Source organism: Martinezella rhizogenes, from assembly GCF_027460065.1.
GTDB lineage: Bacteria > Pseudomonadota > Alphaproteobacteria > Rhizobiales > Rhizobiaceae > Agrobacterium > Agrobacterium rhizogenes_C.
In genome coordinates, this window is sequence record NZ_JAPYZZ010000012.1 from 44,046 (window position 1) to 56,285 (window position 12,240).

12 protein-coding genes are annotated in these 12,240 nt (G+C 61.1%); 3 read left to right on the forward strand and 9 right to left on the reverse strand.

Annotated elements, in window-relative coordinates; genetic code table 11:
• Positions 1-109: 109 nt before the first annotated feature.
• The 5 genes from mobB to moaA form a co-directional block, all read right to left on the reverse strand.
• Positions 110-625, reverse strand: a complete 516-nt coding sequence (gene mobB / locus O8B93_RS18080; RefSeq protein ID WP_269711311.1) for a molybdopterin-guanine dinucleotide biosynthesis protein B — start codon at positions 623-625, stop codon at positions 110-112.
• Entirely contained in the window at positions 622-1,278 is a 657-nt protein-coding gene (mobA, locus tag O8B93_RS18085; RefSeq protein WP_269711312.1) for a molybdenum cofactor guanylyltransferase MobA, read from the reverse strand. Before mobA ends, mobB begins: the two co-directional genes overlap by 4 nt.
• Complete coding sequence (locus tag O8B93_RS18090) at positions 1,275-2,474, reverse strand: multidrug effflux MFS transporter (protein ID WP_269711314.1); 1,200 nt, start codon at positions 2,472-2,474, stop codon at positions 1,275-1,277. The genes mobA and O8B93_RS18090 overlap by 4 nt, the downstream gene beginning before the upstream one ends.
• A gap of 1 nt (position 2,475) precedes the next feature.
• Positions 2,476-3,444, reverse strand: coding sequence for a DMT family transporter (locus O8B93_RS18095; RefSeq protein ID WP_269711315.1), 969 nt, complete (start codon positions 3,442-3,444; stop codon positions 2,476-2,478).
• 167 nt (positions 3,445-3,611) lie between these two features.
• Positions 3,612-4,661 (reverse strand): GTP 3',8-cyclase MoaA, encoded by a 1,050-nt coding sequence (gene moaA, locus O8B93_RS18100; protein WP_269711316.1) that lies wholly within the window; start codon positions 4,659-4,661, stop codon positions 3,612-3,614.
• 132 nt (positions 4,662-4,793) lie between these two features.
• On the opposite strand from moaA, the gene O8B93_RS18105 reads away from it, so the two are divergent.
• From O8B93_RS18105 to O8B93_RS18115, 3 genes are all read left to right on the forward strand, one after another.
• A complete protein-coding gene (locus O8B93_RS18105; RefSeq protein ID WP_269711317.1) occupies positions 4,794-5,162 on the forward strand; it encodes a gamma-butyrobetaine hydroxylase family protein in 369 nt (122 codons plus the stop codon).
• Positions 5,163-5,450: 288 nt separating this feature from the next.
• Positions 5,451-7,262: a monovalent cation:proton antiporter-2 (CPA2) family protein gene (locus tag O8B93_RS18110; protein WP_269711318.1), complete on the forward strand. Its 1,812-nt coding sequence runs from the start codon at positions 5,451-5,453 to the stop codon at positions 7,260-7,262.
• A gap of 49 nt (positions 7,263-7,311) precedes the next feature.
• The gene (locus tag O8B93_RS18115) at positions 7,312-7,920 is read left to right on the forward strand and encodes a pyridoxamine 5'-phosphate oxidase family protein (RefSeq protein WP_269711423.1); all 609 of its coding nucleotides are present in this window, start codon (positions 7,312-7,314) and stop codon (positions 7,918-7,920) included.
• A gap of 209 nt (positions 7,921-8,129) precedes the next feature.
• On the opposite strand, the gene O8B93_RS18120 is transcribed toward O8B93_RS18115, so the two are convergent.
• The 4 genes from O8B93_RS18120 to trpC all read right to left on the reverse strand — a co-directional run bounded on the left by O8B93_RS18120 (position 8,130) and on the right by trpC (position 12,234).
• Entirely contained in the window at positions 8,130-9,200 is a 1,071-nt protein-coding gene (locus O8B93_RS18120; protein WP_269711319.1) for a GGDEF domain-containing protein, read from the reverse strand.
• A gap of 501 nt (positions 9,201-9,701) precedes the next feature.
• Positions 9,702-10,919 (reverse strand): molybdopterin molybdotransferase MoeA, encoded by a 1,218-nt coding sequence (locus O8B93_RS18125; protein WP_269711320.1) that lies wholly within the window; start codon positions 10,917-10,919, stop codon positions 9,702-9,704.
• Complete coding sequence (moaC, locus tag O8B93_RS18130) at positions 10,920-11,411, reverse strand: cyclic pyranopterin monophosphate synthase MoaC (RefSeq protein WP_269711322.1); 492 nt, start codon at positions 11,409-11,411, stop codon at positions 10,920-10,922. It abuts the gene before it with no gap.
• Positions 11,412-11,418: 7 nt separating this feature from the next.
• Positions 11,419-12,234 (reverse strand): indole-3-glycerol phosphate synthase TrpC, encoded by an 816-nt coding sequence (gene trpC, locus O8B93_RS18135; RefSeq protein WP_269711323.1) that lies wholly within the window; start codon positions 12,232-12,234, stop codon positions 11,419-11,421.
• Positions 12,235-12,240: the final 6 nt, after the last annotated feature.

Genomic DNA, 12,240 nt, shown 5'->3' on the forward strand with positions numbered 1-12,240 from the left:
ATCTGCTACGTCTCAATTATATGAGAGGTTGGCAGATCCTCGGCACAGGGCCGAGGATGACGTCACGCCGTGAGGCGAGCTTGTCACCCTCCCTTAGGCCAAAACGAAATTACCGCTTCACCAACCCGACCGTCCTCTCGATAAAGTCCGCAATTTTCGCGGTATCATCGAGATCGAAAACGGGCAGAGCATTATCCGCCACCACATGATCGGCGGCAATTGCGATGATATGCGGATCGAGCGGCGCAAGCGGTTCGGTTTTCATCGCTTCCAGCCGGCGCGCCTCGATCTTCGGCACCGGCTCGTATTTGTAACCTTCGATCAGCACCAGATCGCAGGGGGCGAGGCGGGAGAGGATGTCCTCGAAGGATGGCTCCGGTTCACCGCGCAACTCATGCATGATGGCAAAGCGGGTGCCGGAGACGATGGTGACCTCGTGGGCGCCCGCCTGACGGTGACGCCAGCTATCGGCGCCGACCTTGTCGATATCGAAATCATGATGGGCGTGCTTGATGGTGGAGACACGGTAGCCGCGCGCCGTCAGTTCGGTGACGATGCGCACCGCAAGCCCGGTCTTGCCCGAGTTTTTCCAGCCGGCAATGCCGAAGACCTTCTGCTCGCTCATGTTTCCATAGTCTCCAGATGGCTGCGCGCCAGGGCCAGTTCGTCTGGCGTATTGATGTTGAAGAACGGGTCAAGACTGCCCCTGATCGTTTCCAGCGGCGGGAACGCCACGCCGATGGTGACGTGGCGGGCTAGGAAGGCACGGATGCGGCGGTTTGCATCGTTCTTCAGCCAGTCCTCGAGGTCGTCGGCGAGCGCCACCGGCCACAGCGCGAAGACGGGGTGAAGCTGGCCGCTGGATGCGGCGATGACAATCGCATCATCCGACAGGTGCTCGCAAAGCCGCGCCACGAGATCGTCGGGGAAAAACGGGCTGTCGGCGGGCGCGGTCAGGAAATGGCTGCCGGCGGCCTCGCGATCGCGAAAATGCCGCATGCCGGCAAGAACGCCCGCAAGCGGCCCGGCATGGCCGTTCAGCGTATCTGGCAAAAGCGGCAGGCCGAAACCCTCGGCCCAGCTGCCCTTGTCTGTCACGGCGGCATTGATGGTGACGTCTGAGACTTGCGGCGTGATGCGGCGGATGACGTGGGAAAGCAGCGGCGCATCGCCCAGCGTCACCATTGCCTTGTTGCTGCCCATGCGCCGCGAGAGCCCGCCGGCCAATATGAGGCCAGGGGGCACGAGACCGGGTATTTTTCGGGGAGGGACGATCATTGCCGCTGTTCCTGCAGCCTTACGACATAGGTGGTGAGAAGGGCGACAAGGCCGGTCGCCAGCATCACCAGAAGAAGTGGCCAGGTTCCGTCCTCCCTGGACAGGACCGAGGAGGCGAGTACCGAAAGGGCAGCACCGCCGCCGATGGTCATGGCGCCGCCGAGACCGGAGGCGGAACCTGCCAGATGCGGCTGGACGCTGACCATGCCGGCATTGGCACTCGGCAGCGTGACGCCGTTGCCAACGCCGATCAGGGCAAGCGGTACGAAAAACGCATAGGCGCTTTCGGCCCCGCCCGTTATCAGCGCGATGGCCGTGACGATGCCGGCGATGGCGATGACATTGCCCGACAGCATCATGCGGGTGATGCCGATCTGGCTGGCATAACGGCCGGAGACGAAATTGCCGAGCATGTAACCGCTGGCCATGAAAAAGAACTGCAGGCCGAGCATGGCGGGTGTCAGCCCGTAAAGCACGCTGCCAACGAAGGGCGCGCCACCGAGGAAGGAAAAGAACATGCCCGACGAGAAGGTCGAGGTCAGCGCATAACCCCAGAACAGCGGCGAGCGCAGAAGCTCCGGCCAGGCGTGGAACTGCTGCGCAAAGCTCGCCGACTTGCTTTGATTGGTTTCACCGAGATCGAACCAGGCGAGCACCAGAATGCCGGCGCCGAGAAGCGCAAGCAGCGCAAAGCTGGACTGCCAGCCGGAGAAGTCGTTCAGCAACCCGCCGACCGTGGGGCCGACCATCGGCACCACGGACATGCCCATGGTCACATAACCGATCATCGAGGCTGCCTGTTCCATCGGCACCATGTCGCGCACGATGGCGCGGGCGAGCACGAAGCCGGAAACCACGGCCGCCTGCGCCACGCGCCCGATCATGAAGACGGTGATATCGGACGCCAGCATGCAGACCAGCGTGGCGGCGATCATGATGGCGATGCTGGCCAGCATCACCGGGCGGCGGCCGAAAAGATCCGAGAGCGGGCCGATGACCAGTTGCAGCAAGGCGGTGGCGGCAAGATACCCCGACACGGCAAATTGCATCACCGCGTAATCGATCTCGAAATAGAGCGCCATGGCCGAAAGCGACGGCAAAAACAGGTTCATGCACAGCGCCGCGACGCCGGCGATGACGACAAGCGTGATGATATGGGGCGGGGTGGTCCGGTCGAGGAAACGGCTGCTCTTCATGCTATTCTCCCGCCTCTTCCGTTACGGTAGCTTTCGCAACGGAAGCTGGCCGCACGGTGGTTGCGGCCGTGGGTGTTGCGGCTGCGCGCTTGGCTATCTGCGAGCGTTTGCGCAGGCTTTCACGATAGAAGGTATAAAGGCCGGAACCGATGACGATCATGGCGCCGATGATGGTGTAGCTGTCGATCTTTTCGTTGAAGAAGAACACGCCGATCATGAAACCCCAGAGCAGGCCGGTGTAACGGAAGGGTGCGACGAAGGAAATCTCGCCCGTTCGCATCGACAGGATGATGGCCTGATAACCGACCAGCACCAGAATGGCCGAACCGGCCAGATGCGACACGATGGTAAAATTCATCGGCTGCCAGCCGCCGAATGGCACGATCAGAAGCCCGCCCACCGCCATGTTGACGAAGGCGGTGATGACGGTGATGGCGAGTGACGGCACATCGGCATACATTTTCCGGGTCAGGAGATCACGCGCGGCGGTGACGGCGAGCGATGCGACGACCAGCAGCGCCCCCGGCGTGAAGCCTTCAGGACCCGGCCTGATGATGACGAGCACACCGATGAAACCGACGATGATGGCCACCCAGCGCCGCCAGCCGACCGGCTCGCGCAGGAAAAGTGCGGCCCCCAGCGTCACCACCAGCGGCAGGGATTGCAGGATGGCCGATGCGTTGGAAAACTCGATGAGGCCGAGCGCCGTCAGATAAAGAACGGCGGCTGTCACCTCGCAGAGACAGCGCAGGATGATGATGGGCCGCAGCAGGGTCTTCAGCGGCCGCAGCGCGCCGAAATGCCGGGCGGCGATATAGATCAGCACCACGGTCATGATGCCGCGGACGAACATGATCTGGCCGGTGTTGATGTAGGGGGTGACGGACTTCGTCAGCGCATCATTGGCCGTGAAGCTTGCCATGGCGAGCGCCATGAAAAGTGCGCCGCGCGTATTGTCCGTCAATGCCATTCCCAAATATCCCAGACCATGCGCGGTATCCGCCGCCCTTGCCGGGCGATGTGGGCAACCTATCGGGCACGACCACGCATTCCTCCATGCATAGAGACGTGGCACGGTAGAGCTAGCAATTCAACCGTTTATATGGGTGGGTGGGCGAGAAAGAAGTTCAGCCGACCTCAGCCGCCGGTCACGCTCATATGGCGGGCGACGGCGGGGCGCTTGTGGGTCCGGTCGATGATGAAATCATGCCCCTTCGGCTTGCGCAGCAGCGCTTCGTCGATGGCGGCGGAAAGATAGGCGTCACTGTCGGAAGCGCGCAGCGCCGTGCGCAGATCGGCGGCATCGTCCTGGCCGAGACACATATAAAGCGTGCCGGTGCAGGTGAGGCGGACGCGGTTGCAGCTTTCGCAGAAATTATGGGTCATCGGCGTGATGAAGCCCAGCCTGCCGCCGGTTTCCTTCACCGTCACGTAACGGGCGGGGCCGCCAGTCTGGTAGTCGCTGTCGATAAGGGTGAAGTTCTGCTCGAGATCGGCGCGCAGCTTTGAGAGCGGCAGATAGCGGTCGGTGCGGTCTTCCTCGATTTCGCCCATCGGCATGGTTTCAATGACAGTCAGGTCCATGCCGCGGCCATGGGCAAAGCGCATCAGCTCGGGCATTTCGGCGTCGTTGAAATCCTTCAGCGCCACCGCATTCAGCTTGACCTTGATGCCCGCTGCCTGTGCGGCATCGAGCCCTTCCATGACCCGGTCGATATCGCCCCAGCGGGTAATCTGGCGGAATTTATCCCGGTCGAGCGTATCGAGCGAGACATTGATGCGGCGCACGCCGCAATCGGCAAGCTCGCCGGCGAATTTCGCAAGCTGCGAGCCGTTTGTGGTCAGCGTCAGTTCGTCGAGCGTGCCGCTTTGTACATGGCGGCCAAGGTTCCTCACCAGCGACATGATGTTCTTGCGCACCAGCGGCTCGCCGCCGGTCAGCCGCAATTTGCGCACGCCGCGCGTTATGAAGACGGAACAGAGCCGGTCGAGTTCTTCGAGCGTCAGCAGATCCTTCTTCGGCAGGAAGGTCATGTGCTCGGACATGCAGTAGGTGCAGCGGAAATCGCAGCGATCGGTCACGGAGACGCGCAGATAGGTGATGGCGCGGCCGAAAGGGTCCACCATCGGGGCGTTGTTTTCCGTCAGGGTTTTCGCTTTTTCAAGCAAGCCGGAAAAACCGTTCACGTCTCCATCCTCATCGCGTCACGCGCCGGACACACGGGGCCGACTATGTGGCCTATAGCTGATGTAGTGGCTTGCCTATCGTGAGGCAAGTCCGTAATTCTGACGCATATGACGAGCGTGCGGAAGTGAAAAATGAGTGATGCCTGGCCGACCGAGCTGCTTGTGTCGAAAGACCGGCGTGAATTGACCGTTTCCTTCGACGATGGAAGCATTTACCGGCTTGGTGCCGAGATGCTGCGTGTGCTTTCGCCCTCGGCGGAAGTACAGGGCCATGGGCCGGGACAAAAGGTCACGGTGCCCGGAAAACGCGATGTCACGATCCGTTCGATGGTCGCGACAGGCAATTACGCGGTGCGCATCGTTTTCGACGATGGCCACGACAGCGGCATCTACACCTGGAAATATCTGAAGGAGCTGGGTGAAACCGGCGACGCGCTGTTTGCCGATTATGAGCGGCAGCTTGCGGAGAAGGGCTTGAGCAGGGAGCCGCGCTCCCGGTAAGCGCCTACCTCCCTCATTCCTGTGCTTGTCACAGGAATCCAGCCGACGCACGTCCGTGCGGCGAAAAAGAGTCTTCTCCAGCCCAACGACTTGGGCTGACTGGATTCCTGTCACAAGCACAGGAATGAGGGAGGGAGCGCGGGACATCTGAAGCACCATGTCCCGGTAGCAACTAACCCGTTGAATCCTCGCTCTGTCCCCGACGAAAATCGTTTTCGCTTTTCACGCCGATGCGCTAGGAAGTGAGGGAGGGAACACCCTCGTATAATCAATTCAGCGGGGTGGCGTGTGGCTGTAGAAGCGAACGGAAATGATCTGGCCCAGGTGGTCGTGCTTTTGGCGGCGGGCGTTATCGCTGCGCCGATCTTCAAGCGCATCGGCCTCGGCTCGGTGCTGGGTTATCTGGCCGCCGGCCTCGTGATCGGGCCTTACGGTCTCGGTTTCTTTTCCGATTCGCAGGCGATCCTGCACATAGCCGAACTGGGCGTGGTGATGTTCCTGTTCATCATCGGCCTTGAAATGCAGCCCTCGCGGTTGTGGTCGATGCGGCAGGATATTTTCGGGCTGGGCGCATTGCAGGTGCTGGTCTGCATGGGCGGCCTGACGCTGGTGGGTGTCAGCCTCGGCTTTCCGGTCATCATGTCCTTCGTAGCCGGTACCGGTTTCGTCCTGACCTCGACGGCGATCGTCATGCAGATGCTGCAGGAACGCAACAGCATGTCGAGCCTGAAAGGGCAGCGCATCATCGCCATCCTGCTGTTCGAGGACCTCGCCATCGTGCCGCTCTTGGCGCTTGTCGCCTTTCTCGGTTCGGGCGGGGAACATGTGACCGCCTCGGAGCGCTGGCTTTCGATCGGCATCGCGCTTGCCGCCGTCGGTGCGCTCATCCTTGCCGGGCGTTATCTGCTCAACCCGTTCTTCCGCCTGCTGGCGGCCTCCGGCGCACGCGAGGTGATGACAGCCGCGGCGTTGCTGGTGGTGCTGGGCTCGGCGCTCTTGATGCAGGTCAGCGGGCTTTCCATGGCCATGGGAGCCTTTCTGGCCGGCGTGCTGCTCTCGGAATCCTCCTTCCGCCATCAGCTGGAAGCGGATATCGAGCCGTTTCGCGGCATTCTGCTCGGCCTGTTTTTCCTTGGCGTCGGCATGGCGATCGATCTTGCCGTCATCGCCGCCAACTGGCAGCTCGTGGTCGTCAGCGTCGCGGGCTACATGCTGCTGAAAGCCTTCCTGATCTATGGCGTGGCGCGGGCGCTCGGCACCACCAGGCGTGAGAGCCTGGAACGGGCGGTGCTGATGGCGCAGGGCGGCGAATTCGCCTTCGTGCTTTATTCCGCCGCCGTCAGTGCCGGCATTCTCGACCGGGAGGCCAACGCCATTCTGACGGCGACCATCATCATCTCCATGGTGCTGACGCCGCTGATGGTCATCCTGCATGACCGGCTGGTGCCGGCGGCGGTTCCCAATACCGACGATCTCGATGTGCCTGAGAATGTCGAAGGCAGCATTCTCCTGATCGGCTTCGGGCGTTTCGGCCAGATCGTCAGTCAGCCGCTTCTGGCGCGCGGTTATACGCTGTCGCTGATCGACAAGGATGCCGAGTTCGTGCGCGATGCGGCGGAATTCGGTTTCAAGGTCTATTATGGCGACGGCTCGCGGGCGGAAATCCTGCATGCCGCCGGTGCCAGCACGGCGCGGGCCGTGCTTATCTGCGTCGACGACAAGGAGGCGGCTGTCAGGATTGCGGAGATCGTCAAGCATGAGTTCCCGCTGGTTCCCGTCCTTGCCCGTGCCTATGACCGCGGCCACGCGATCGATCTTCTGAAAGCCGGCGTCGACTACCAGATCCGCGAGACGCTGGAATCGGCGCTCAATTTCAGCGAGGAAGTGCTGGGCGCCATGGGCGAGGAACGGGAAGACGCTGCCCGCCTGGTGGAGGAATTCCGCGACCGCGACGAGGAGCGTTTCGCCATGGAGGTTGTCGGCGGCATCTATGCCGGCCGTTCGCTGATCCGCGGCAATGCCCAGCCGGCCGATCTCGTTGCCGCACGCACCGCGCGCGAGCGGGCGGAACGGGAAAAGGCGGAAGCGGCGGAAGAGTAGGGGATTGCGCCTGTTGGCGGCGCAGCGTGATTTCGAGGGACTGACTGACATGACGATCATTCGCACGGTTGACGAACTGAAGGCCATTTATGACGGCACGAGCGAAGCCTCGATCGCCAAGGTGACGGCGACGCTGACGGCGGAATACCGGCAGATGATCGAGGCATCGCCCTTTCTGGCATTGGCGACGGTGGGGCCTGAAGGCATGGACTGTTCGCCGCGGGGCGACAAGGGCGGCGTGGTGCGGGTGGCCGATGACAGGACCGTGCTCCTGCCGGACTGGCGCGGCAACAACCGCGTCGATTCGCTTTTGAACATCGTGCGCGACCCGCGCGTGGCGCTGATGTTCCTGATCCCCGGTTCCAATACGACGATGCGCATCAATGGTCGCGCCGTGGTGTCCGTCGATGCCGAGCTGCTGCAGAGCTTCGAGATGGATGGCAAACATCCGCGCACGGTTATCGTGGTGACGATAAACGAGGTCTATTTCCAGTGCGCGCGCGCCTTGATGCGCTCGGAATTGTGGAACCCCGCCAATTTCGTTGACCCTGCCTCGCTTCCGACACCCGGCCTGCTGCTCAAGGCGGCGAAGGCAGAGTTCGATCAGGAGACCTATGATCGGGAATGGGCGGTGCGGGCGGCGAAGACCATGTGGTGAGGCATCAATTGCCGCACCAACAGGTTGGCACTTAAAGAGCATGCACTTGTGTCACCCCGCCCTCATTCCTGTGCTTGTCACAGGAATCCAGTCGCCGCGCGTCTGCGCGGCGGGAAGAGTCTCCTTAGCCCAAGGACTTGGTCTGGCTGGATTCCTGTGACGAGCACAGGAATGAGGGCGTCAACGGAACGGCTGCTGCCCTCTAATTTTCACGTCCGATAAATCAGCCAGTTCTTGCCGGTATAATTGTTCTGCATGCCGTCCTCGTAAAAGACGGAACGGTTCCGGCCGGTTTCCTTGGCGTGGTAGAGCGCCGTATCGGCATGGCCGTAAAGCTCGCTGGGATTGGTGGCCCGTGCGGCAGAGGCGAAGCCGATCGAGATGGTGACCGTGCCGTAATCGGCGCCTGATCGCGAATTGCGGAAGGGCGTGCTTTCCAGCGACAGCCGGATGCGTTCGCACATCACCATCACCTCTTCCGGTGTGTTGCCATCGAGAATGATGGCAAATTCCTCGCCGCCGCTTCGGGCGACGAAACCATCCTTGCGCACATTGGCGCGGATGACGGAGGCGACGGTGGCAAGAATCTTGTCGCCGACCGGATGGCCGAACGTGTCGTTGATGCGCTTGAAGTGGTCGATATCCAGGAGGACGAGCGTGGTATATTGCAGGCCGATGGAGCTGTCATAAACCGAGGCAAGTCGGTCGTCGAAGGCCCGCCGGTTGGAGAGGCGCGTCAGCGAATCCGTATTGGCGATGCGCTTGTATTCATCGAGCTCGAGGCGCACCTGATGCATTTCCTCGGCATGGCGGTTGACGTCATTGAACGTCTTTTCGCCGTCGATGATTTTCGAACCGGTGGCCTCGGCCAGCAGCGAGATCGCATTTCTCAGAATATTGTTGCTGGCAGCGTTCTTGTCGTCGATGCGCTGGCGCGTTTCGCCGAGAATGCGATTGTAGTTCTCTATGGAGGATTGTTCGCGCCTCAGCGTGCCCAGCAGCGCCTCCAGTTCGCGCCGCAGTTTCTCCTGCGCATCGTCGATGGAGCGGTTGGGATTGCCTTCGCCATAACGTGACGATAGCTCGTCCAGATCCTCCTGCGTGACCCGGTTTCCAAGTGCGGTCAGATCTTTCGTCAGCGCCGGGTTCGAGCCGATATAGGCTTCGTAAAACAGACTGTAATTACGCGGGATCGGCGAGACACCCATGCTCCGCATGGCATAGGCAATCTGCCCGGCAATGTCGGGCCCCGTGGTTTTGGGCGTGGATGCCGTGTTCATCAAGAAACTCCAGTGAGTCTGCTTATCGACTATGATTATTATTATACGAGCTGTTTTGGAAAGCTTAATTTATGGAAAACTAATTTCTGTTCCCTGAAATTTCTTTTTTGTCGATTTTTATCTTATTTAATTGATAATCATAAGTAATTTTCATTTTGTAGGATTTCCGTAGTTTTTGTCTCTACTGTTCGTCTTGGTGCCAGCATCGCATTTATTCTGTCAATCCCAATAACGGGATTCATCTGATTTATTTTGGCACAACAATATGGGAAGGTTTCCGGGTGACGGAAAGGGATGGCGCATTTTGAATTTGAGGAGACGACGCTTTCAGGTCGTTCTTTTTATCATTCGTGTCGAGATACAGGAATGTTACAGTTTTATCCGCGGTGTTCATGTCATGCGGAACGTGGTGAGTGCCTTTCTCTAAAGACGCGGCAACCATACGGTAAGATTTGGAAAAAGGGCCTGTTCATTGCGGGTCGAAATCTGGCCCGCTGACTGTCAGGGCTTCAGCCTTATAACCGGGCATATCGCCCCGGGCGCTGCCTCCGGCGCATGCGGCGGGCGCACGATCAGGCCATCGGAATGGGCCAATATCTTCATCATGGATGAATCCTGCTTCGCATAGGCTTCCGCCACCAAGGCACCATCTTCGTCCGTGCTGAAACGGGCGCGCAGATAGTCCTGCCGATGGTCATTGGCTTTCAGCGGTGTCGCGGTGCGGGCCGTCGTGCTGCGCTCCAGCGGCGCGCGGCGCGCGATCCTGCGGATCAGCGGCTCCAGAAAAAGCAGGCCGCAGACGAGGCTTGCGACCGGGTTTCCGGGCAGGCCGAGAACCTGCATGCTGCCGATCGCGCCGACCATCAGCGGTTTTCCCGGACGCATGGCGATGCGCCAGAAATCGAGCTGCATACCTTCCGCCTTCAGGGCCGCCTGCACCAGATCATGGTCGCCAACGGAAGCGCCGCCAAGCGTCACCAGCACATCCACCCCGGCCGCAACGGCCTTGCCGATGGCGGCGCGGATCAGCGTGTCGTCATCGGCGATGATGCCGAGGTCGAGAATATCGGCCCCCGCCTGACGGGCGAGGGCTGCGACGCCAAAAGTGTTGGAGGCGATGATCTGGGCCGGGTTCGGCGCGCTTCCCGGCGGCAGCAATTCGTCACCGGTGGCAAGAATGGCGATGCGTGGCCTGCGATAGACGGAGAGCGCCGCGTGGTTCATCGCCGCCGCAAGCGTCAGGTCGGTGAAACCGAGTTCACGCCCGGCTTGCAGAACCGTTTCGCCCTGCGCAAAATCCTGCCCGCGCGGGCGAATGTGTCTTCCGGCGGTGACTTCGAAGGTGGTGCGGATCTTGCCGCCTTCCAGCACTTCCGCATCTTCCTGAATGAGGATGGTATCGGCTCCCTCAGGCACGGGCGCGCCGGTGAAGATGCGCACTGCTTCGCCTTCACCTAGAATGCCGGTAAAGGCATGGCCGGCAGCCGCCTGGCCGATGACGGTCAGGACCGAGCCGATTTCAGATGCATCGACGCTGCGCAGCGCGTAACCATCCATGGCGGAGGCGTCAAAAGGCGGCTGGGTGAGGCGCGCCGCCAGATCGGCCGAGAGGACGCGGCCATCACATTCGGCAAGCGGCAGGGTCTCGCTGTCCGTTACCGGAGCTGCTGCTTCCAGAAGGCGTTTAATGGCCTCTTCCACAGGCAGCAGCGGTTTCATTCAGCTCTCCTGCCGGCGAAAATCACCGGATTTGCCGCCGCTTTTTTCGAGCAGGCGGATATTGACGATTTCCATCGCCTTGTCGGCGGCTTTCGCCATGTCGTAGATCGTCAGGCAGGCGATGGAGACGGCGGTCAGCGCTTCCATTTCCACGCCGGTCTTGCCCGACAGTTTCACCATGGCCTCGACCCGCAGGCCGGGCAGGGTGGTGTCTTCGGTGATGTCCACCGCAACCTTGGTCAGCATCAGCGGGTGACAAAGCGGGATAAGATTGGCCGTCTGTTTGGCGGCCATAATGCCGGCCAACCGGGCGGTGCCGATGACATCGCCCTTCTTAGCGTTGCCGTCGCGGATGAGCGCCAGCGTCTCCGGCTTCATCTTCACGAAACCTTCGGCGACGGCGACACGGACCGTTTCGGCCTTGTCGCCGACATCGACCATATGCGCTTCGCCGCTGGCATCGATATGGGTGAGCTTTTGGCCATCGCTCATTGGCGCATTATTCCGCGGCCAGAATGCCGGACTGGCCGGTCAGCAGGGCCTTGGTCGCCGCCGTCACATCGTCCTTGCGCATCAGGCTTTCGCCGACGAGGAAGGTGCTGATGCCGCTTTTCTCGAGACGCTGGCAATCCTCGAAGGTGAAGATGCCGCTTTCGCCGACCAGCAGCTTGTCGGCCGGCACGAGGCCCGCCAGTTTCTCGCTGGTTTCGAGGCCGACTTCGAAGGTGCGCAGGTTGCGGTTGTTGATGCCGAGAAGCGGTGAGGCGAGTTTTAGCGCGCGTTCGGTTTCCTCTGCATCATGCACCTCGACCAGCACATCCATGCCGAGCGCAAAAGCCTCGTCCTCGAGGCGCTTCGCCTCGTCATCGGAGAGAGACGCCATGATGAGCAGGATGCAATCCGCACCCCAGGCGCGGGCTTCATGTACCTGATAGGTATCGAACATGAAATCCTTGCGCAGCGCCGGCAGAGCGCAGGCATTGCGGGCGGCGGTCAGGAATTCCGGCGCACCCTGAAAGCTCGGCGTATCCGTCAGGACCGAGAGGCAGGCGGCGCCACCCGCCTCGTAAGCGGCGGCCAGCGCCGGCGGGTCAAAATCGGGACGGATGAGGCCCTTTGAGGGGCTGGCCTTCTTGATTTCGGCGATGAGGCCAAACTTGCCCTCGGCCTGCTTTGCCCGCAGCGCTTTATAGAAACCGCGCGGTGCGCTCTGGTCTGCGGCCATGGCCTTCAGATCGGCCAGAGAAACACTGGCCTTGGCGGCGGCGATTTCCTCGCGCTTGTAAATCTCGATCTTCTTGAGAATGTCGCTCATGGTCTC

Excerpts from the sequence above, each read along its gene's own strand:
- trpC (WP_269711323.1), bottom strand. The coding sequence starts at position 12,234 with ATGAGCGACATTCTCAAGAAGATCGAGATTTACAAGCGCGAGGAAATC.
- O8B93_RS18105 (WP_269711317.1), top strand. The coding sequence starts at position 4,794 with ATGAGTGATGCCTGGCCGACCGAGCTGCTTGTGTCGAAAGACCGGCGT.
- O8B93_RS18090 (WP_269711314.1), bottom strand. The coding sequence starts at position 2,474 with ATGAAGAGCAGCCGTTTCCTCGACCGGACCACCCCGCCCCATATCATC.
- O8B93_RS18095 (WP_269711315.1), bottom strand. The coding sequence starts at position 3,444 with ATGGCATTGACGGACAATACGCGCGGCGCACTTTTCATGGCGCTCGCC.
- O8B93_RS18120 (WP_269711319.1), bottom strand. The coding sequence starts at position 9,200 with ATGAACACGGCATCCACGCCCAAAACCACGGGGCCCGACATTGCCGGG.
- O8B93_RS18125 (WP_269711320.1), bottom strand. The coding sequence starts at position 10,919 with ATGAAACCGCTGCTGCCTGTGGAAGAGGCCATTAAACGCCTTCTGGAA.
- O8B93_RS18115 (WP_269711423.1), top strand. The coding sequence starts at position 7,312 with ATGACGATCATTCGCACGGTTGACGAACTGAAGGCCATTTATGACGGC.
- mobB (WP_269711311.1), bottom strand. The coding sequence starts at position 625 with ATGAGCGAGCAGAAGGTCTTCGGCATTGCCGGCTGGAAAAACTCGGGC.
- moaC (WP_269711322.1), bottom strand. The coding sequence starts at position 11,411 with ATGAGCGATGGCCAAAAGCTCACCCATATCGATGCCAGCGGCGAAGCG.
- mobA (WP_269711312.1), bottom strand. The coding sequence starts at position 1,278 with ATGATCGTCCCTCCCCGAAAAATACCCGGTCTCGTGCCCCCTGGCCTC.